Origin of the sequence: Novosphingobium sp. NPDC080210 (assembly GCF_050281025.1) — a bacterium.
Lineage (GTDB): Bacteria > Pseudomonadota > Alphaproteobacteria > Sphingomonadales > Sphingomonadaceae > Novosphingobium.
The window spans coordinates 880,662-901,109 of sequence record NZ_JBNNWL010000001.1 but is presented as its reverse complement, the minus strand read 5'-3'; the positions used below and the strand labels follow the sequence as shown (position 1 = coordinate 901,109).

Below are 20,448 nucleotides of genomic sequence, written 5' to 3'. Positions count from 1 at the left end.
TGGTCGCGTGCTGGTAAATGTCACCTTCATTACGGAGCAGGGCGAAAAGGTCGCGGCGCAAGGTGCCGTCGGCGATCGCCTGCTCGCCGTCGCCCAGGCAGCGGGAATGCCGCTGGAGGGCACCTGCGAAGGGCAGATGGCCTGTTCCACCTGCCATGTCGTGATCTCCCGCGAATGGTTCGACAAGCTGATCCCCGCCAGCGAGGACGAGGAAGACATGCTGGATCTGGCCGCTGGCGTCACCCGCACCAGCCGCCTTTCGTGCCAGATCGAGCTGAGCGAGGAACTGGACGGGATCGAAGTGCGAATTCCGGGGGAAAGCCACGACATGCAGCGCCGCTGACCCTTGGCGAGGGAAAGCGCGCCCTGCTAGGAGCGGCGGGCAATGAGCACCGATACGACGACCGAACCCGATCCCTTCGACGCCATCGTCGACGCGCCGTTCGATTCCGCGCTGTCGGAACGGTACCTGGTCTATGCCCTGTCCACGATTACCGCGCGCTCGCTGCCCGATCTGCGCGACGGGCTGAAGCCGGTCCACCGCCGCCTGCTCTGGGCCATGCGCCAGCTCAAGCTGGACCCGACCCAGGCCTTCAAGAAATCGGCCCGCGTGGTCGGCGACGTTATCGGTAAATACCACCCGCATGGCGATGCCAGCGTCTATGACGCGATGGTCCGCCTGGCCCAGGATTTCAGCCTGCGCTATCCGCTGGTCGAAGGGCAGGGCAACTTCGGCAATATCGACGGCGATAACGCCGCGGCCTACCGCTATACCGAAGCCCGCCTGACCAAGACCGCGATCCAGCTGATGGCGGGGTTGGACGAAGGCACGGTTGATTTCGTCCCGACCTACAACGGGGAAGAGGAAGAGCCGGAGATTTTCCCCGGCCTGTTCCCCAACCTCCTCGCCAACGGAGCCAGCGGCATTGCCGTGGGCATGGCAACCAACATCCCCAGCCACAACGTCGCGGAAATCATCGACGCGACCCTGTTGCTGATCGACAATCCCCATGTCGAACATGCCCAGTTGATGGAGGTGTTCAAGGGGCCGGACTTTCCCACCGGCGGCTTGGTGGTCGAAAGCGCAGCGACGATCAGCGCGGCCTATGAAACCGGCAAGGGCGCCATGCGGGTGCGGGGCCGCTTCTCCACCGGGCGCGAGGCGGACGGCAGCTGGGAAGCGACCGGCATTGAAAAGCTGGGCGGCGGGGCCTGGCAGCTGGTCGTCACCGAAATCCCCTACATGCTGCAAAAGGGCAAGCTGATCGAACAGGTCGCCCAGCTGATCGCGGACAAGAAGCTGCCGATCCTGGAAGACGTGCGCGATGAAAGCGACGAGCAGATCCGCCTGGTCTTCGTGCCGAAAAGCCGCAACGTTGATCCTGAACTGCTGAAAGAGTCGCTGTTCAAGCTGACCGACCTCGAAACGCGCTTCAACCTGAACCTCAACGTGCTCGACGCCACGCGCACGCCGGGGGTGCTGGGGCTGAAGCTGCTGCTGCAGGAATGGGTGATCGCCCAAATCGACATCCTGCTGCGCCGCACCCGGCACCGGCTGGAAAAGATCGCCAGCCGGCTCGAACTGCTCGACGGTTATATCATCGCCTACCTCAACCTCGACCGGATCATCGAGATCATCCGGACCGAGGACGAGCCCAAGCCGGTAATGATGGCCGAATTCAGCCTGACCGACCGGCAGGCCGAAGCGATCCTCAACATGCGGCTGCGTTCGCTGCGCAAGCTTGAGGAAATGGAGCTGCGGCGCGAGCGGGACGAGCTGCTGGCCGAAAAGGACGAGCTGGAAAAGCTGCTCGACAGTCCGGCCCGCCAGCGCACCCGTTTGAAGCGCGACCTGAATACCCTGCGCAAGGACTATGCCGAGGATACGGCGCTGGGCCGCCGCCGCACCACCATTGCCGAGGCCGCGCCGACGGTCGAATTCAGCATGGACGCGATGATCGAAAAGGCGCCGGTGACGGTGATCCTTTCGGCCAAGGGCTGGATACGCGGCGCGAGCGGGCACGAACCGCTCGACAAGGAATTCAAGTTCAAGGAAGGCGACGGCCCGGCCTTTGCCGTCCACGCGCAGACCACGGACAAGCTGCTGGTCGCCTGCGACAATGGCCGGTTCTACACGCTCGGCTGTGACAAGCTGCCTTCCGCGCGCGGCTTTGGCGAGCCGATCCGGACCATGGTGGACATAGATGCGGGCGCGGAGATTGTCGGCGTGTTGGTCTACCGACCCAAGGCGCAACTGCTGCTGGCCAGCAATGCCGGGCGCGGCTTTGCGGCGGAGGCGGATGAACTGCTGGCCGAAACCCGCAAGGGCCGGGGCGTGATGACCACCAAGCCGGGCGTCAAACTGGCCGTGGTCCGCGAAATCCCGCCTGAGCACGATCACGTCGCCGTGGTGGGCGACAACCGCAAGCTGGTGATCTTCAGCCTGGAAGAACTGCCGGTCCTGGCCAAGGGGCAGGGGGTCACGCTGCAACGCTACCGCGATGGCGGGCTGGCCGATGCGATCACGCTCAAGCTGGACGAAGGCCTCAGCTGGAAGATGGGCGGCGAAACCGGCCGGGTGCGCACCGAGGGCGACATGCGGATGTGGAAGGTCGCGCGCGGCGCTGCGGGCAGGATGCCGCCGACCGGCTTCCCGCGCGACAACAAGTTCTGACGCAGAGTTGCTGGGCCCGGCTTCGACAAGCTCAGCCTGAGCGGGGTGCTTGCGGGAGATATACCGTTTGCCCAATACCGTCACCCCGGACTTGATCCGGGGTCCTGCTGTTCAGCGCGTAGTTTGAGTCGCAACAAGCGGGACTGGACCGCGAAAACCTCTGTGTCCTCTGCGGTCTCTGCGCGAACCGGAAACGCGTCTATTCCCCCAACACCTGCGGGTTCTTCGGCGTCAGGATCAGGGTCCGACCCTCAACCCGCCAACCGGCGAGGCGGGACAGCAGGTTCATGCCGATGACATTGGTTTCGCCCATGCCCGGCGTGATCACCGCATCAAGATCGCGGGCAACGATATTGCCAAAGCGCAGTTCGTCGATCACCGCCGTCTGGGCCGCGACCGCGCCGTTGGCGGTTTGCAGGATCAGGCTGCGGTCCATCGGGCCGGGCTCGATTCCGGCGGTGAGGGCCGTGTTGCTGGAGATGGCGGTCAGGGTTGCGCCCGTATCGACGAGGAACCGGCGCGGCTCGCCATTGACCTGCGCGTTGATCCAGAAATGACCGTCCGGCGAAAGCGGAATGCGGGTCGTATCGCCTGACACTTCCTGCTTTTGCATCCCGGCCCAGGTCAGTGCGACGTCGCTGGTGGAGGACATCCGAGCGGCCTGCGCCACGGTCAGCAGCAGCGCCGCGACCAGGCCCAGGTTGCCCACGCCGCGCAGGAACCGGCCGAGCCAGGGCGCCACGCCCAGCAGCATCCCGCCCAGCACGGAGACCAGGATGGCCGAGATGGCGAGCAGTAGCAGCGGTTGCTGGGCAAGGAAAGCGATCAGATCGTTCATGGCCATCATATAGGTACGGCCCCTTGTCTTGCGCAGGCCTGACTAGGCCGTTGCTGTCAATTCCAGGTCGAGCAGTTCGCCAACCCGCTCCGCGTCGGGGAACTCTTCGGCAATCCAGCGCGATTCCACGGCGCGCAGCACCCGCGCCACTTCAGGTCCGGCCTTAACTCCCCGCGCCACGATGTCCCCGCCTTTCAGCGGCAGGACGGGAATCTCCCATCCTTCCAGAACAGCGGTGTGCGAACCGGCCAGCAGCAAGCGGTCCAGCGCTGCGTCGCGGCCCAAGCGATAGGCGAGGGCGCGGGCCGAGTTTCCGGCTCCATCGATTTCCGAACCGCGTGCGGCAGCGAGAGCGAGCCGCTTCTTCTGTGCACCGGACAGGCGGAAACGACTGGCGACCTGCTCCGCCAAGCCTGGTTCGGGTGGCAGCAGGGCGGCAAGGCGGCGGATCGCGTCGGGTGCGGCGCGTTCGGCCTGCTCGTGCTGGACCAAGCGTTCCAGCGCCGTGACGTCAGCTTCGGGCAGGACCACCGGCAGGACGCCAAGCTGTTCCATCCGGGCCACGGTGGGGGCCGGATTGGCAAGCCCCAGGAGGTTCATCATCTCCATCCCGATCCGCTCGCGCGACAGCCCTTTCAAGGTAGCGGCCAGTTCCGAACAGGATTCTTCTGCACCTTTATCAGCGGGTTGAGATCCAAACCTCGCCTGGAATCTGAAGTAGCGCAGGATGCGCAAGTGATCCTCGCGGATGCGCTGGCGGGCATCGCCGATGAAGCGCAGCCGTCGTGCTGCCAGATCGTCGAGTCCGCCGAAATAGTCGAAGACTTCCAGGCTTTCCGGGTCGGCATAAAGCGCGTTGATGGTGAAGTCGCGGCGCGCGGCATCGTCCTGCCACTCGCTGGCGAAAGCGACGGTGGCGCGGCGGCCGTCGGTGCTGACGTCGTGGCGCAGGGTGGTGATTTCCACCGGCCCGCCCTTGAACGCGGCAGTTACAGTGCCGTGTTCAATTCCGGTCGGAACCACTGGAATTTCATGCTCTTTCAGCCGCCGCATCACCTCTTGCGGTTCCAGCGGGGTGGCCAGGTCCACGTCCTTGACCTCAAGCCCCAGCAGCGTATCGCGCACGGCCCCGCCGACAAAGCGCGCCTGGCCCGGTCCCAGCGCTTCGATCAGCCGGGCAAGGTCGCGCCGCTTCAGCCAGTCTGCGGGCGGCAAATGCGTTACCATGCGATCCTCTTCGCCAGATTGGCGATGATCCCCGCCGTCACGCCCCAGATCCGGTGTTCCTGCCATAGAATCTCAATGTAGCGTCTTTCCTGCCCCTGCCAAAATCCGGCATGGTGGGTGTGGTTGTCGGGGTTGAACACAAAGTCCACCGGCGCTTCGAACCAGGCGGCCACTTCGGTGGGGCTGGGGTTCAGTTTCAGGTCCGGCGGCACGACGGCGACCACGGGCGTGATCGCATAGCCCGATCCGGTGCGATAGGTGTCGCTGGTGCCGATCACGGTGACGTCGCGTTCGTGAATGCCCAGTTCCTCATAAGCCTCGCGCAGCGCCGCCTCGACCGGGGTTTCGCCGGGATCGATCTTACCCCCCGGAAAGGCGACTTGCCCGGGGTGGGAGCGCATGTTCGACGGGCGGTGGATAAGGAGGAATCCGGGCCGGTCGCGCTCTGTCATGGCGGCGAGAACCGCAGCAGGGCGCAGTTCGCGCTGGGCGAAGGCGGTTTCGTCGCGGTGCTCGATCTCGCGCGCATGGCCTTCTTCATGCAGTTTCTGAAGTCGGTGGACCAGGCTCATGCCGGAACCAGCGAGAAGGTGGCGCCCTGGCTGGTGACGATCAGGTCTTCATCGGCCAGTTCTACCAGTTGCAGCCAGGTTGAGCGGTTGATCCGCGCTTCGGTTCCGTGGCGCACGGCGAGGTAAAGCGCAGGCGTTTCCGCATCGCCCCGCGCGGTGAGGGGATTTTCCGGCCCGGCGAGGACGATTTCGTCGGTATTGAGCCGGAAGGCCAGGGCATCGCCGGTGCGGCTGACATCGGTGGCGATGAAAGCGGCGTCCTCCACCGCGATGGATTGCTTTTCGTGGGGCGTGACCAGCCAGTGCTGGCCATGCTCGTCCCGCCGCAGCAGGCCGGAGAAGGCGCGGATCATCGCGGGCTTGCGGATTTCGCCACCGTCGTGGAACCAGCGCCCGTCCGCCTTGATCACCATCAGGCTATCCCCGCTGTCCTGCGGGTTCCATTGCTCAACCGGAGGCAGCTTGCGCGCGGCGCTCAGTTCCGCGATTTCGGCAAGGCTCAGGCTGGCTAGATCAGGGGCGGGGACATAGGGCATTCTCAGCCGATGCCAGATAGGCGCTGCTTGGACAATATTTTGGTTCGCGCAGAGAACGCAGAGTTCGCAGAGCGATTAGTGCCGCCCGCTAGAAAAGCTTTCGGTTGTAACCAAATCAGAGTGCCGCGCGGCTTCGCCGCAACAAGGGCAAGTCCTCTGTGGCCTCTGCGCTCTCTGCGCGAACCCGTTTCAGCTGCGCCAAGGCCCCAGCATGCCTTCCTTGGGCAAGACGGCGGGATTGGCGCAGCGGACCAGCAGGCGGTGCTGTTCGAACGGACCGGGCAGGTCCCAGCCGCCGGTATAGGCATTGGTGAAGCCCCAGAACCGGCCATAATATTCCGGATCGCCGATCATCACCTGCGGCAGCGGGGCATCCGGGCTAAGCGCGGAGAGGCTGGCGGTCATCAGCGCCTGGCCATAGCCCATGCCCTGGTGTTCGGGCAGGACGGCCACCGGGCCGACCATGATCATCGGATGGGCGCGCCCTGCCGGATCGGTCAGGGCCACTGGCCAGCACTGGATCGTCCCGACCAGATGTTCTTCCCCGTCGATGGCGGCAAAGGACAGGGCGGGCAGCCAGTCGCTGCCATCGCGGACCTTGTAGGCGGTGCGCTGGTGCCGACCGGGTTCGAACGCGCGGTCCAGCAATTGCTCGACCAGAACGGGATCGACATTGTCGAGCGGGATCAGGGTGGCGACGTCAGACATTGCGCGCGCCGATAGGACCGGCGCGCGCCGTTGTCGAATCGAATTGCAGCCGCGTCAGGGGCGTGAGAGGCGGAGCAGGCGCCCTCCCGGGCCGTCTTCCAGCACAAGCAGGGCACCGTCGGGAGCTTCGGCAATGGCGCGGATGCGCTTTTCGGTGGGATAGCGGGCTTCTTCGCTCGCCTTGTCGCCAGTGATCTTCACCCGCACCACGGCGGCCGGCTTCATCGCCCCGATCAGCAATTGCCCCTTCCACTCCGGCCACATCCTGCCGGAGTAGAAGGTCATCCCGCCCGGCGCGATCACCGGGTTCCAGAACAGCGCAGGTGGCGTGAATTCCGGGCGCGTATCATGGTGCGGAATGAATTCGCCGCTGTAATGCTTGCCTTCGGAGACCAGCGGCCAGCCATAGTTGGCTCCCGGCTTGACCAGGTTCAGTTCGTCCCCGCCAGCCGGGCCATGTTCGATTTCCCACAGGCGACCGTCCGGCGCGAATTCCAGGCCCAGGATGTTGCGGTGGCCCAGCGACACGTGCTGCGCCGGGCCACTTGGCCGACCGGACTGGTCGATGGCGATGCGAATGACTTTGCCCAGGTCGCTGTTCGGATCCTGCGCGGGCTGCATCTTCTGGCGCTCGCCCGAGGCGATGTAGAGGTGCTTGCGGTCCGGACTGATCGCCAGGCGGTGCGAATAATGGCCGCGCCCGGTGACTTTCGGGTTCTGCCGCCAGATCACTTCAAAGCCTTCCAGCCGGGGCGCGCCCTGGCCGGTGACGAGCGTTCCGGTGCCGACAGCCGCGCCGCGGGTATCGTTCTCGCCCGCTTCGGCCCAGCTGAGGTAAATGCGGCCGGATTTCGCAAAGTCGGGCGCCGCGATCACGTCGCCCAGGCCGCCCTGGCCGCCAAAATCGACGGTGAAGGGCAGGGGTACGTCCTGCACCGAACCATCTGCCCCACGAAGCTTGAGCTTTCCGGCCTTCTCGGTAATGAGCAGGCGTCCTTCGGGCAGGGCAGCCAGGGCCCAGGGCGCCTCGAAAGTGCCCAGTTCCTGGATGGCGAACTGTCCGTCGACTTGCTGCACGGTGCTGGGACTATCCCCGGAAGCGGGGCCTCCGCAGCTTGCGGCGATGAGGACGAGGGGCGAAAGAGCGGTCAGGAGTTTGTTGCGCATGGTCGCAGATATTGGCCACAATTCCGTACTTGCCAAGTGCCCCGACGGTCAGGTGATCATCGGGGTGGACGAGGCTGGGCGCGGACCGCTGGCCGGGCCTGTGGTCGCTGCCGCCGTGGTCCTGTGCAAGCCGCGCCCCGCCGGACTGGACGATTCCAAGAAACTGTCACCCGCCCGCCGGGCCGAACTGGAAGAACGGATCAAGCGCCGCTGCCAATGGGCAGTGGGCGTGGTCGAAGTGGACGAGATCGACCGGCTCAACATTTTCGGGGCGACCATGCTGGCGATGAGCCTGGCGGTGCAATCGCTATGCGAGCAACTGGACGGAGAGCCGCACCACGTGTTGGTGGACGGCAACCTCACTCCGGTCGGTCGGCGTCCGGAATGGCGCTGGCCAGCCCGCGCGATTGTGGGCGGGGACGCGATCGAGCCGTGCATTTCCGCCGCTTCGATCATCGCCAAGGAACACCGCGACCGCCTGATGCGCGAATATGCCCTGGCCCATCCGCACTATGGCTGGGAACGCAACGCGGGCTACGGCACGCCGGAGCATCTGGAGGCCCTGCGCCGCCACGGCCCAAGCCCGCTTCACCGCCGCAGCTTTGCCCCGGTGGCGCAACTGGTGCTGCTTTAACCGCGCGGGCTGCCTCAACTCCGCTCACCCTGAGCCCGTCGAAGGGTGTCTTGCGCGGATCGGCTTCGACAAGCTCAGCCTGAGCGGTTTGGGATCAGGATTGCCTGGTAACCACTCGTCATTGCGAGCGGAGCGAAGCAATCCAGGGCGTTTGCGCTCCCCTGGATTGCTTCGTCGCTTCGCTCCTCGCAATGACGAAGGGGCGGTTGATGTGGATTTCTGCCGCCCGAGTCCTCACGGCCACACCACCAGATATTGAGTCCGCAGCGAATCGCCAGACTCCATATGCTGTGTGGGACTCGTTCTGTTCCGCTTTCGCAGGCACGAATCCCGACCTGAATCCCTAGGAATCCAGCCACTTTATGCTTGACGCGGAGTCCGCAAAGACTCACCCTGTGGATAACTTTTGCGTTTTCAGAGGGCAGTCATGGGTCAGATGTTGGTGGGCGAAAAGGCGCGGCTGCGCGCTGTAAAGGAGGTCGCGCGTCCCGATCTTCCGCTGGGCCAGATCATTCCGGGCGACTGCGTCGAAGCGATGCGCAGCCTGCCGACTGACAGCGTCGACATGATCTTTGCCGATCCGCCCTACAACCTGCAACTGGGCGGCGACCTGTCGCGTCCGGACGGCAGCCACGTTGATGCAGTGACGGACGATTGGGACAAGTTCGACAGCTTTGCCGCCTATGACAAGTTCAGCCGCGAATGGCTGACCGAGGCGCGCCGCGTACTCAAGCCGAACGGGTCGATCTGGGTGATCGGGTCCTATCACAACATCTTCCGCCTGGGCGCGATGATGCAGGACATGGGCTTCTGGATCCTGAACGACATCGTCTGGCGCAAGGCCAACCCCATGCCCAATTTCAAGGGCACGCGCTTTACCAATGCCCACGAAACGCTGATCTGGTGTTCGATGGGGGAGAAGGCGAAGTACACCTTCAACTACCGCGCGATGAAGACGCTGAACGACGAATTGCAGATGCGGTCTGACTGGGTTCTGCCGATCTGTTCGGGGCAAGAGCGTCTGAAAAAGGGTGGAACCAAGGTCCATCCGACCCAAAAGCCCGAAGCGCTGCTTTACCGCGTGATGCTGGCCACGACCAACAAGGGCGACGTGGTGCTTGATCCGTTCTTCGGCACCGGCACGACCGGGGCAGTGGCCAAGCGCCTGGGCCGCGAATGGATCGGGTGCGAGCGCGAGAGCCAGTACCGCGAGGCCGCGCTGGAACGGATCGAACTGGCCCTGCCGCTCGATGAAAGCGCGTTGACCACGATGCAAAGCCCCAAGGCTGCGCCCAAGGTTGCCTTCGGCACGCTGATCGAAACCGGCTGGATCGCGGCGGGCACCGTGCTGACTGACAAGAAGGGCCGGATGAAAGCCACGGTCCGCGCCGATGGCTCGCTGGTTTCGGGCAGCGAAACGGGTTCGATCCACGGCCTTGGCGCGAAGCTGCAAGGCGCGCCCAGTTGCAACGGCTGGACCTTCTGGCACCTGGAACACGAAGGCGCGGTCAAGCCGCTGGACGCGATCCGGCAGCTTTACCTGCTGGCGACCGAGGACTAATCGTCCGCACGTGACGACTTCATTCTACCTCCGCCCGATTGCCCTTGCCGCTAGCCCGCAGTGTGAGGATGGCGACGCCGTGCGCCTCGCGGGCGGCATGGTCTATGCCAGCCGCTTTGCCCTGATCGCGCGGGAAGAGTTTAGGGTCGTCAGCCGCGCCCGTTATTCCGTCCCGGAGCTGCGCGCGGCGCTTTCCGGATTGCCGGATGCCGTGGAGGAGCAGTTCGATAATCTCCAGCGCAGCCATGCGCCGCTGCAATGCGGGGCGCGGACGGTGCGGCTGGACCAGCCGCAGGTCATGGGCATCCTCAACGTCACGCCTGACAGCTTTTCGGACGGCGGGCAGTTCATGGACGATCCCGAGGTGGCCAATGCCCACGCCGCCGCCATGGTTGAGGCGGGGGCAGCCATCATCGACGTGGGCGGCGAAAGCACCCGGCCCGGCGCTGCCGCCGTGTGGGAAGGGGACGAGTTGAAGCGCGTCGTCCCAGCGGTCGAGCGGCTGGCCGGAATGGGCGCCGCGATCAGCATCGACACGCGCCGTCCCGCCGTGATGGAAGCCGCGCTGGCGGCGGGCGGGCATATCTTCAACGACGTCTCCGCCCTGCGCCACGATCCCCGCAGCCTGGAATTTGCCGCGGGCTCCGGCGCTCCGGTCGTGCTGATGCACGCGCCGGGTGAGGGCGAGGACCTGCATGGCAACGGCCATTATGCCGATGTCGTGCTGGACGTATTCGACTGGCTGGCACAGCGCCGTGATGCGGCCCTTGCGGCGGGGATTGCGCGTGAGAAGATCGTGCTCGATCCCGGCCTGGGCTTTGGCAAGAGCCTGGCAGAGAACCTGGCCCTGATGAACGCGCTGCCGCTGTTCCACGCACTGGGCCAGCCGCTGCTACTGGGGGTCAGCCGCAAGCGGATGATCGGCGCGCTGAGCAATGAGGCACCGGCGCACAAGCGGCTGGGCGGCTCGATCGCGCTGGCCATGAAAGGCCTGGACGCGGGCGTGCAATTGCTGCGGGTCCACGATGTAGCGGAAACCGTCCAGGCCCGCGACGTCTGGCGCGGATTGAGGGATGCGGCCCTGACCGATTTCAGCCAGCTGGGGGATTAGGTCTGTTTGGGAGGCCTTGATCGCGGGTGCTTCGAGACAGGCCCTCAATCTTCGATTTCGGCCCTCCCTCAGCACGAACGGAGGATTGAAAAATACTCCGTTCGTCCTGAGGAGGCGCTGAAGCCGCAGGCTGAAGGGCCGTCTCGAAGGACAGCCGCGACGCCTTTAGTCCGCGTTGCCCGCGCCTTTCGCGTCGCGCGCCTGCGCCCGCACCAGCCGCCAGGCCGCAAAGGCCAGGACCAGCGTGCCGAGGACCAGTGCGGCCCACAGCGCCACGGTGCGCGGATCGAACGGGCTTTCGGGCGCAGCAGGTGCAAGCTGGATCACCGGAGCCTCGCCCGCGCTTTCCACTTCGGCCTGTTGGCGCCAGGCGCGCAGCAGGTCGCTGGGCGTGCCAAGGTCGGCCGGATCGAACCAGGCCGGCTTGGCATTGGCGTGGCCCACGGCCAGGTTGAACGGACCTTCGCCGTTGAACGCGGCAAAGATCGTGATCGGCTCGACCGCCAGGCTGACCTCAGGAACCTTGGAGAAACCCGCGCTGCGCGGATCGGCGGCGATCCGGTATTCGGCCAGGGTTGCGCCTGACAGCTCGAGCGTCGCCGGGCCTTCGCCCTGCTTCAGCGTGGCGCTGGCGAGCAGACCCCAGGGTTCCGAACGGTCGTTGCGGCCGAACAGCTGCACCGGAACGATCCCGTCCGATCCGGTCAGTTCCAGCTTTACCGCCGCGATCGGCACCGAAATCTGCGGGGCAAAGCGCAGTTCGTGGCCGTTGCTAAGCTGGGCGCCGCTGGTTTCCAGATCGACGCGGGCGGGTTGCCGCTCAATCGCTTCCAGCACCTTTGCTCCAGTCACGGCGATGTCCGGTCCTGCCGCCCAGCTCACGCGGACATAGCGGTCCTTGAGGTTGACTGCGGGCAAGGCGATGCGCGGCTGGCCCAGGACTTCGGGATCGTTGCCCGGACGCAGCAGGACTTTCTGGGCCAATGGCTCCCAGGTCTTGAGGTCACTGCCGCTTTCCAGCGTGAAGGTGACGGGCACTTGCTTGGGCAGAGTGGCCGCGAGTTCGATCCCGGTGACGGGCAGCGCCAGGGTGCGCGTATCGATCAGGACAGCGGCCTGTTTGCCACTCGCTTCGGCAGCATCCGTAGCCGTCACCTCGACCGATGCGTCCCCGACCTTCACCGCGACAGTGACCGGAACCGCTACACCGCCCGGACCTTCGACCAGAGGGATCGCGGCCAGATCGTGAGCCTTGACCAGGCTCGATTCGCCGGACCGGTCATAGCCCAGCGCCAGCGACAAGGTGCGGCCCTTGGCGTCGAAAATCCGCACGTCGCCCATGTCTGGCCGGACGATTTCCGCCACGGCGGCAGCCGGCAGGACGACGCGGCCCAGCTTGTTCCCGGCCTTGGGCGCCACGGCCAGGACCTGCGCGAATTCGTCCTGCTTCTTGGGTTCGGGGGCTTCTTCCGCAGTGCAGGCGGCAACGGCCAGAGCGGCAGCGGCGGGCAGCAGGGCACGGACCAGGCGGGCAATCATCACTTCATCTCCTCGCCGCCCCTGCGGGGTGGCAGGGGGACGAAATAGCCGATCAGCAGCATCAGTCCACCCACCCCGATAAAGGCCACGATCCGGGCAATGCCTTCTGCCTGTGACATATCGACGAACAGCAGCTTGACCACAACCACGCCCAGCAAGCTGGCCCCGGCCAGCCACGGCAGGCGCAGCGCCTTGCGCTTGGCATAAAGCATCATGCCCATGGCCATGAGGGTCCAGAGGATGGAAAAGCCGGTGAGGACGGTAGGGCTGGACAGGGTGCGGTAATCCCACGGTACGCCCATGAAGTGATGGGCACTGCGCACCCAGATGCCGTTGATCGCCACGAAAGCAAGGAGCGCGAGAACACCCAGGCCGCCGTTCCCGGCAATCCAGCGGGCCAGGCGGGGCAGCGCGGCGGCGTGCTGCAACATCTGGCGGCGCTGGGCGAGGGCGACAAGCGCCAGCCCCACGGCAAGGTCGATGGGATTGAGCAAGGGCACGTAAGGCAGCGGACGGGTATCGCCCGCCGCGAACCAGGCTGCGCCCAGTGCGCCGAGATAGACCAGCGCTGCCAGCACGGACCCGGCTCGCCACCAATAGGCCCGGGCATGGGGATCGAGCGGCCAGGCGAAATGGCCAGCGGGCTCGCGTGCGGCGCGGCCTGCCCAGCGAGTGACGCCGAACAGCATGGCCGTGGCGCTGGCCAGCAAGACTACGCCCGCCCAGGAACTGTTCCAGAGATTGGCTGCGTCGATCAGGCGGAACAGGCCGTCCGCCAGCATTCCGGTCAGCAGCAACGCGCCCAGCGTGTGCATTCCCGCGTCCCAGCGCGAGGCGGACCCTCGGTCGCGCTGGCGCAGCATCCAGAAGTGCAGGGCCAGCGCCGTCAGCCACCAGGCAAGGTCCGGCAGGTCGGTAATCCGGCGGCCCATGACCAGGCTCACAGGAAAAGCGAGGCCGATCAGCAGCAGCGATACCCGGCCCGGCCAGGTGGCCACCGGCCAGTCCCGGCTGCGGCCCAGCCAGTCGGCAGCGGCCATCAGCGCCAGCACCGCGACAAGCCCGATCTGCACGGTCTGGTAGGGGTGCAGAACTGGGGGCGGGAACGTGAGGTCGGTCAGCGGCGGCAGGCTGCGATTGACTTCCTGCCATACGGCCAGAACGGCAAAGCCGAACCCGGCGAGGAACCATGGCTTGCCCAGGTCGCGCTCGACCGGAACCCAATGCTCTGCCCAAGGGGAACCGCTGTGCGGCCAGTCGCGGCGTAGCCACCAGGCGGTCAGCAGCAAGGGGATCGCAATCAGCAGCGGTCCGACGAAACCATTATTGGCCAAGGGCACGTTGGAGACGGCAGGTTCCAGCGTCCCCAGCGCCAGGATCGCGCCAAGCATTTGCAGGGCGAGGCCGAAGGCGCGGGGCATCCAGCGGGCCTGGCGTGCACCCACCCAGAATGCGCCAGCCCCTTCCAGCGCCCATGCGGCTCCGGTCCATTTCACGTCCAGCGCCAGGGGAATGGCCAGGGTGACAAAGCCCACGCCGATGGCCAGCACGCATTCGCTGAGCAGGCCCATCCCTTGCTTGCGCCGCTGGAACGCCCAGGCTGCAACGGTCAGGTAAGTCGCGCCGAATGCCAGGGCCGACCAGGCGGCGGCATAGGGCCGGTCGTGAACCAGACCCGCCTGCAATCCGAACCCGGCCAGAGCCGTGCCGAACAGCAAGGTGGAATCGGCAAAGTTGCCCAGCTTGCCAGGCGTATTGTGGGCATAGAGCAGGGCGGTGATCAGGTAGATGGCCACCGACAGGCCCAGGAACAGCTCGCACAGCAGGAAGTGGCGGTCTTGGTACGCGCCAAAGCCCCACAGTGCGGCGAGGCCAAAGGTCGCGAAAAAGCCGAGCAGGTTCAGCGCCCGCCAGCTTTTCCAGCCCGCAATCCCAAGAACCGCCAGGTTCAGGACGGTGATATAGGTGAACAAGCCCAGCGGGCTCTCCGCTTCTCCGCCCAGCAGGACCGGAACGGCATAGCCACCCAGGAACGAGGCAAGCGCCATGGTCCGCGAATTCTGCACCACGGCCAGCGCGGCCCCCAGGGCGGCAAACAGGATCATGAAGGCGAATGCGGCCAGCGGCGGCATCACGGTGTAGATCCGCGCGGCGGCAAAGACGGTCAGGTACATGACCGCCACCCCGCCGCCTTGCAGGTGCAAGGCAAAGTCCGGGCGCTGCACCCGCTTGATGAAGCCGACCCCCAGCAGCACCGCGCCGATCAGGCCCACCGTCGCCAGCCGTGCCTCGAGCGGATAGAGTCCAGCATTGGCCACCAGCCGTGCCAGGAAAACGAGGCCCACGAACAGGACGACAAGGCCGACCCGGACAATGGTGTTACCGCCGGTGAACCAGGCGATGAGGTGCCCCAGCGCGCTCTCGGCCAGGCTTGGCCGCGCAGGTTCAGGCTCTGAATGAGGCTCAGGCACGGCGGGCATTTCCTGCCTGTCTGCGGGCTCAATGGCGATTGCTGCGGGCCGGGCAGGCGCGGGCGTCCAGGGGGATTCTTCCGGCGCAGCGGGGCCTTCTTCCGGCTCTGGCACCGCTTCGGGCACAAAGGCCGCGGCGTCAGTCAACCGCTGCCACTCTCGCGCGATTTCCAGCCGCAATTCCTTGCGCAGCCATGTCCCCATCGCCGCGCCGAGAATGCCGCCAAGGATCAAGCCCGGTTCGCTCCAATCAGCGGCAAACCAGCCGATCATCGCCCCCGCCACGATTGCCCACAGGATCATCGCCCCTCCGTTGGCCTGGATCGAGGGAGCAAGCTTCGCAGATTTGGCGGCAATTGAAAGGTGTTGCTGGGGGTTTTCCCTCAACCTGGTGGCGCGGGTTCAGGCGACGTCGCCGATGCCCAGGTCGTTCAGCTTGCGGTAGAGGGTCGAGCGGCCAATGCCCAGGCGGCGCGCCACTTCGGTCATGCGGCCCCGGTAATGGCCAATGGCCAGGCGGATCACGTCGGCCTCAATCTCTTCGAGCGGGCGCAGATTGCCGTCCGGGGTGTAGAGCATGACGCCGACGCCTTCCTGCACTGAGGCTTGCTGTGCGTTCCCGGCGCCCAGCAAGTCTGACAGATGCGGGAAATCCTCGGCCGTCAGGGCATCGCCGCGACAGAACACGGCGGCGCGGAACAGCACGGCTTGCAACTGGCGGACGTTGCCTGGCCAGTCATAGGCGGCCAGCAGGGCAAGCGCGCTGTCCGTGATCCCCAGCGCGCGAAGGCCGGGCTGCTCGCCGATGCGGGCGAGAAAATGCCGGGCAAGCGCCGGGATGTCGCCAGCGCGGTCGCGCAGCGGCGGCAGGGGGACCGTTGCCGGAGAGAGCAGGGCCAGCAAGTCGGGCAGGAAATCGCCCTGTGTGGCCAGATCCTTGAGCGGTGCATTGCTGGCCGCGATCAGCCGCGTGTCGATCCGGAACGAATGGCGCGCACCGATCGGGCGGACGTCGCCGCGCTGGAGCGATTCCAGCAGGCGCTCCTGGACGCAAAGCGGAAGCCGGTCGATCTCGTCCAGGGCCAGGGTCCCGCCGTCGCAATGCTGAAGCGCCCCGACCTGGCGATCGAACGCGCCGGGGAAAGAGCCTTTTTCATGACCGAACAGGGTGGATTCGATCACGTTTTCAGGGATCGACCCGATGTTCAGGATGCGAAGCGTCGCTTTGGCCCGGGGCGAGGCGGCGTGCATCGCGCGGATGACCATTTCCTTGCCGGTGCCGCTTTCCCCCTCGATCAGGATCGGGCCGTGGCCGCGAGCCGCCTTGGCCGCGACGGCCAGCGCCGAGCGGAACGACGGGGCCGCGCCGATCATGGCGTCGAAGTCGGGCGTTGCCTGCATCTTTTCGGTCAGCGGCTGCAATTCGTTGTGCGGGGATTCGCGCATCGTCGCCATTCGCAGCGCCTGCATGAGGCGGTCCGGCGCGATCGGCTTGACCAGGTAATCCGTCACCCCGGCGCGCATTGCTTCGACCGCCAGGAGCGGCGAGGCGCTGCTCGTGAGCATCAGGATCGGCAGGCCCGGACAGCGGCGGCGCAGTTCCGCGATCAGCGAACAGGCTTCCTCGCCGGGCACCCATTGGTCCACGATGATCGCGCGAAGTCCCGCCGATTGCCGCGAGCCGAGCGTTGCAAGGGCGGTGTCGCAGTCACTGACGACCAGGGTGCGCCAGCCTTCGCGCTGGGCAAGCGCGGAGATCAGCCGGCTTTGCGCCGGCTCATCGTCGATCAGCATCAACAGTCGCTGCTCGATATCCGCCATGTCCAATCGTCCAACCCCGTACAGTCTTGAAATCCGGAGCTAGAACAATCTGGTAAACAGCCGATTAAGGGTGCTCAGGCATTCCGTTTTTCTTGCCCCTTGAGTGGCAGGGGAATGCCGGATAGAGACTGCGCCAAGTTCAATTTACGCAATACAGAGGGTACCCTGATGGCTAGCGGCAATGACATGAAGGCACACGAATCGACCTACACCGGCTTTATCGGTCTGGTGAAATACGGCTCGATCCTGACGGTGCTGGTCACGGCCTTCGTCCTTTACATGATCGCCTCCTGATCGCTCCGCGCCCCATGCGGATCGCGGTCCTGAAGGAAACCGCGAGCGGGGAAACCCGTGTCGCGGCCAGCCCGGAAACGGTGAAGAAATTCATCGCGCTGGGCGCCAGCGTGGCGGTCGAGCCAGGGGCGGGGGCCAACGCCGCCGTCTCTGACGAGGATTTCGCCGCTGCGGGCGCGCAGATCAGCAAGGACGCGGTCAAGGGCGCGGACATTATTCTCGGCGTTCAGGGGCCTGACCCTGCGGCGCTGGCCGGTGCCAATCCGGGGGCCTGGATTGTCGCCGGGCTAGATCCCTTCGGCCAGCGGGCGCGGGTCGATGCTTATGCGGCGGCTGGCTTTGAAGCGCTGGCGATGGAATTCATGCCGCGCATCACGCGCGCGCAGAGCATGGACATCCTCTCCAGCCAGTCGAACCTCGCCGGATACAAGGCCGTGATCGAAGCGGCCAATGCCTATGGCCGCGCTTTCCCGATGATGATGACGGCGGCAGGCACGGTTTCCGCCGCCAAGTGCTTTGTCATGGGGGTCGGCGTTGCGGGCCTGCAAGCCATCGCGACCGCGCGGCGCCTCGGCGCGCAGGTGAGCGCAACTGACGTGCGCAGCGCAACCAGGGAACAGATCCTGTCGCTGGGTGCAAAGCCGATCTTCGTGGAAAGCGTCGCCGGGATCGAAGGCGAAGGCGCGGGCGGCTATGCCACCGAAATGAGCGAGGAATACCAGAAGGCCCAGGCCGAACTGGTATCGGCGCACATCGCCAAGCAGGACATCGTCATCACCACCGCGCTGATCCCGGGCCGGGCCGCACCGCGCCTGATTTCCGACGCGCAGATTGCAACGATGAAGCCGGGCAGCGTGATCTTCGACCTCGCCGTCGCGCAGGGCGGCAACGTCGAAGGCAGCAAGCCGGACGAAGTTGTTGTCCGCCACGGCGTGAAGATCATCGGCTGGGCCAATACGCCCGCGCACCTGGCAGCAGACGCCTCGGCCCTGTTCGCCCGCAACCTCTACAACTTCCTCTCCGCCTTCTGGGACAAGGAGCAGGGCAGGCCGGTGCTCGACGAGGAAATCGGCAATGCCGTGCGGCTGACCCAGGGCGGGAAGGTCGTGAACGAGAGGCTGCTGGGGTGAGTTTGGCGGTTCCCTTGCCTCCCCGGAACGGGGAGGGGGACCGCGCAAAGCGTGGTGGAGGGGGCTCTCCAGTCTTGCAACGACCTGTCGTTTATCAGGCTCGCCAGCTTCGTCGAAGCATGACCGTGCCGGAACACCTGCTGTGGCAACAACTCCGGCATAGACCAGGTGGGCTCAAATTCAGACGGCAACATCCAATTGGGCCTTACATTGCCGACTTTTGCTGCCTGCAACACAAGCTAGTGATCGAAATCGAGGGCATGGTGCACGATATGGGCGACCAGCCGTCTCGCGATCTGGTACGTTTCCAATACATAAAAGCTAACGGGTTCAGGGTGCTGCGGGTTTCTGCGCGGCGCGTGCTGGAGGATGCGATCGGCACTGCCGAAGCAATCGCGGCGCGTGCGGCCAGCCCCCTCCACCGTCCTGCGGACGGTCCCCCTCCCCGTGCCGGGGAGGCAAATTAGTGGACTTTATTTCAATCCTTTCGATCTTTGTGCTGGCCTGCTTTGTTGGCTATTACGTGGTCTGGTCGGTCACGCCGGCCTTGCACACGCCGCTGATGGCGGTGACCAATGCGATCTCCTCCGTGATCATTGTCGGCGCGCTGATCGCGGCGGCTGCGGCGGGTAGCGGGGTGGCCAAGTGGCTGGGCCTGCTGGCGGTGGTCCTGGCCAGCGTCAACATCTTCGGCGGCTTTGCGGTCACAGCCCGGATGCTGGCGATGTACAAGAAGAAGGAGAAGAAGTGATGGAACACGTCGCTGCTCCTTCCTGGGCCATGCTGGCCTATCTCGTCTCGGGCGTGCTGTTCATCCTTGCGCTGCGCGGGCTGTCCAGCCCTGGCACGAGCCGCGCGGGCAACCGCTATGGCATGATTGGCATGCTGATCGCGGTGGTGACCACGCTGGTCACGCACCAGATCGCCAGCCTGCCGGAAATCGTCGGAGCCATTGCCATTGGCGGCGGGATCGGCTGGGTCATTGCCCGCCGCATCGCCATGACTGACATGCCGCAGCTGGTGGCCGCCTTTCACAGCCTTGTCGGTCTGGCCGCGGTGCTGGTTGGCTGGGCGGCTTACCTGAACCCGGAAGCTTTCGGGATTGTCGGCGCGAATGGGGCGATCAACCCCGTTTCGCGGCTGGAAATGGGTCTTGGCATCGCGATCGGTGCGATCACCTTCTCCGGTTCGGTCATTGCCTTCCTGAAGCTGGCCGGAAAGATGAGCGGCGCGCCGATCCTGCTGCCTGCGCGGCACGTGATCAACCTGGGGACGCTGGTGGCAATCATCGGTCTGACCGGGCTGTTCATGACCGACCAGAGCCTGTGGATCATCGCGGCCATCACGGTGCTGTCGTTCCTGATCGGCTTCCTGCTGATCATTCCGATTGGCGGTGCGGACATGCCGGTCGTCGTCTCGATGCTCAATTCCTATTCGGGCTGGGCGGCGGCGGCGATGGGCTTTACCCTGCACAATTCAGCGATGATCATCACGGGTGCACTGGTCGGCTCTTCCGGTGCGATCCTGTCCTACATCATGTGCCGGGCGATGAACCGCAGCTTCCTGTCGGTCATCGCGGGCGGCTTTGGCGCCGATGCCGGTGCCGCCGGGGGCGAGGCGAAGGAGCAGCGCCCGTGGAAGCGCGGCAGCGCCGAAGACGCGGCCTTCCTGCTGAAGGAAGCGGAAAACGTCATCATCATTCCGGGCTATGGCATGGCCGTGGCCCAGGCCCAGCACGCCCTGCGCGAAATGGGCGACCTGCTGAAGAAGGAAGGTGTCTCGGTCAAATATGCGATCCACCCGGTCGCGGGCCGCATGCCGGGGCACATGAACGTGCTGCTGGCCGAAGCCAACGTCCCCTATGACGAAGTGTTCGAACTGGAGGACATCAACTCCGAATTCGGCCAGTGCGACGTGGCCTTCATCATTGGCGCGAACGACGTGGTCAATCCGGCGGCCAAGACCGACAAGTCCTCACCCATCTATGGCATGCCGGTGTTCGACGTGGACAAGGCCAAGACCATCATGTTCATCAAGCGCTCAATGGGCGGGGTCGGCTATGCGGGGGTGGACAACGACGTGTTCTACATGGACCAGACCATGATGCTGCTGGCCGATGCAAAGAAGATGGTCGAAGACATCGTCAAGGCGCTGGCGCACTAGGC

Annotated in this window: 19 protein-coding genes; 10 read left to right on the top strand and 9 right to left on the bottom strand. The window is 65.4% G+C overall.

Annotated features, from left to right (window positions below; all coding sequences use genetic code 11):
• Positions 1–10: 10 nt before the first annotated feature.
• Together ACQKOE_RS04315 and parC are read left to right on the top strand one after the other, a co-directional pair.
• Positions 11–343: a 2Fe-2S iron-sulfur cluster-binding protein gene (locus tag ACQKOE_RS04315; RefSeq protein ID WP_427511954.1), complete on the top strand. Its 333-nt coding sequence runs from the start codon at positions 11–13 to the stop codon at positions 341–343.
• Between the two features lie 42 nt (positions 344–385).
• Positions 386–2,674 (top strand): DNA topoisomerase IV subunit A, encoded by a 2,289-nt coding sequence (gene parC, locus ACQKOE_RS04310; RefSeq protein ID WP_427511703.1) that lies wholly within the window; start codon positions 386–388, stop codon positions 2,672–2,674.
• Positions 2,675–2,873: 199 nt separating this feature from the next.
• On the opposite strand, the gene ACQKOE_RS04305 is transcribed toward parC, so the two are convergent.
• The 6 genes from ACQKOE_RS04305 to ACQKOE_RS04280 form a co-directional block, all read right to left on the bottom strand.
• Entirely contained in the window at positions 2,874–3,512 is a 639-nt protein-coding gene (locus ACQKOE_RS04305) for a retropepsin-like aspartic protease family protein (protein WP_427511702.1), read from the bottom strand.
• A gap of 42 nt (positions 3,513–3,554) precedes the next feature.
• Positions 3,555–4,739 carry a CCA tRNA nucleotidyltransferase gene (locus tag ACQKOE_RS04300; protein ID WP_427511701.1) on the bottom strand — a complete coding sequence of 395 codons (1,185 nt, stop codon included), beginning with the start codon at positions 4,737–4,739 and terminating at the stop codon, positions 3,555–3,557.
• Positions 4,733–5,311: a CoA pyrophosphatase gene (locus ACQKOE_RS04295; RefSeq protein WP_374587677.1), complete on the bottom strand. Its 579-nt coding sequence runs from the start codon at positions 5,309–5,311 to the stop codon at positions 4,733–4,735. Before ACQKOE_RS04295 ends, ACQKOE_RS04300 begins: the two co-directional genes overlap by 7 nt.
• On the bottom strand, positions 5,308–5,847 hold the full coding sequence (locus ACQKOE_RS04290; protein WP_427511700.1) for a DUF1285 domain-containing protein: 540 nt from the start codon (positions 5,845–5,847) through the stop codon (positions 5,308–5,310). Before ACQKOE_RS04290 ends, ACQKOE_RS04295 begins: the two co-directional genes overlap by 4 nt.
• A gap of 189 nt (positions 5,848–6,036) precedes the next feature.
• The gene (locus tag ACQKOE_RS04285; protein ID WP_427511699.1) at positions 6,037–6,555 is read right to left on the bottom strand and encodes a GNAT family N-acetyltransferase; all 519 of its coding nucleotides are present in this window, start codon (positions 6,553–6,555) and stop codon (positions 6,037–6,039) included.
• 54 nt (positions 6,556–6,609) lie between these two features.
• The gene (locus tag ACQKOE_RS04280; protein WP_427511698.1) at positions 6,610–7,722 is read right to left on the bottom strand and encodes a PQQ-dependent sugar dehydrogenase; all 1,113 of its coding nucleotides are present in this window, start codon (positions 7,720–7,722) and stop codon (positions 6,610–6,612) included.
• On the opposite strand from ACQKOE_RS04280, the gene ACQKOE_RS04275 reads away from it, so the two are divergent.
• The 3 genes from ACQKOE_RS04275 to folP all read left to right on the top strand — a co-directional run bounded on the left by ACQKOE_RS04275 (position 7,721) and on the right by folP (position 11,028).
• Complete coding sequence (locus ACQKOE_RS04275) at positions 7,721–8,356, top strand: ribonuclease HII (protein WP_427511697.1); 636 nt, start codon at positions 7,721–7,723, stop codon at positions 8,354–8,356. The genes ACQKOE_RS04280 and ACQKOE_RS04275 overlap by 2 nt on opposite strands.
• Before the next feature lie 427 nt (positions 8,357–8,783).
• A complete protein-coding gene (locus ACQKOE_RS04270) occupies positions 8,784–9,917 on the top strand; it encodes a site-specific DNA-methyltransferase (RefSeq protein ID WP_374587668.1) in 1,134 nt (377 codons plus the stop codon).
• Between the two features lie 10 nt (positions 9,918–9,927).
• Entirely contained in the window at positions 9,928–11,028 is a 1,101-nt protein-coding gene (gene folP / locus ACQKOE_RS04265; protein WP_427511696.1) for a dihydropteroate synthase, read from the top strand.
• Positions 11,029–11,193: 165 nt separating this feature from the next.
• Here folP and ACQKOE_RS04260 read toward each other — a convergent pair whose 3' ends face one another.
• From ACQKOE_RS04260 to ACQKOE_RS04250, 3 genes are all read right to left on the bottom strand, one after another.
• A complete protein-coding gene (locus ACQKOE_RS04260) occupies positions 11,194–12,567 on the bottom strand; it encodes a DUF3999 family protein (protein ID WP_427511953.1) in 1,374 nt (457 codons plus the stop codon).
• Complete coding sequence (locus tag ACQKOE_RS04255; RefSeq protein WP_427511695.1) at positions 12,567–15,341, bottom strand: DUF2339 domain-containing protein; 2,775 nt, start codon at positions 15,339–15,341, stop codon at positions 12,567–12,569. Before ACQKOE_RS04255 ends, ACQKOE_RS04260 begins: the two co-directional genes overlap by 1 nt.
• Positions 15,342–15,440: 99 nt before the next feature.
• Positions 15,441–16,859 (bottom strand): sigma-54-dependent transcriptional regulator, encoded by a 1,419-nt coding sequence (locus tag ACQKOE_RS04250; RefSeq protein ID WP_427511694.1) that lies wholly within the window; start codon positions 16,857–16,859, stop codon positions 15,441–15,443.
• Positions 16,860–17,027: 168 nt separating this feature from the next.
• Between ACQKOE_RS04250 and ACQKOE_RS04245 the strand changes: the two genes are divergently transcribed.
• The 5 genes from ACQKOE_RS04245 to ACQKOE_RS04225 all read left to right on the top strand — a co-directional run bounded on the left by ACQKOE_RS04245 (position 17,028) and on the right by ACQKOE_RS04225 (position 20,446).
• Positions 17,028–17,153 (top strand): aa3-type cytochrome c oxidase subunit IV, encoded by a 126-nt coding sequence (locus tag ACQKOE_RS04245; protein ID WP_374587661.1) that lies wholly within the window; start codon positions 17,028–17,030, stop codon positions 17,151–17,153.
• A 14-nt stretch (positions 17,154–17,167) separates the two neighbouring features.
• Positions 17,168–18,283 (top strand): NAD(P) transhydrogenase subunit alpha, encoded by a 1,116-nt coding sequence (locus ACQKOE_RS04240; RefSeq protein WP_427511693.1) that lies wholly within the window; start codon positions 17,168–17,170, stop codon positions 18,281–18,283.
• A 119-nt stretch (positions 18,284–18,402) separates the two neighbouring features.
• Positions 18,403–18,750: an endonuclease domain-containing protein gene (locus ACQKOE_RS04235; protein WP_427511692.1), complete on the top strand. Its 348-nt coding sequence runs from the start codon at positions 18,403–18,405 to the stop codon at positions 18,748–18,750.
• Entirely contained in the window at positions 18,750–19,034 is a 285-nt protein-coding gene (locus tag ACQKOE_RS04230; protein ID WP_374587655.1) for an NAD(P) transhydrogenase subunit alpha, read from the top strand. Before ACQKOE_RS04235 ends, ACQKOE_RS04230 begins: the two co-directional genes overlap by 1 nt.
• Positions 19,034–20,446: an NAD(P)(+) transhydrogenase (Re/Si-specific) subunit beta gene (locus ACQKOE_RS04225; protein ID WP_427511691.1), complete on the top strand. Its 1,413-nt coding sequence runs from the start codon at positions 19,034–19,036 to the stop codon at positions 20,444–20,446. The genes ACQKOE_RS04230 and ACQKOE_RS04225 overlap by 1 nt, the downstream gene beginning before the upstream one ends.
• Positions 20,447–20,448 lie beyond the last annotated feature (2 nt).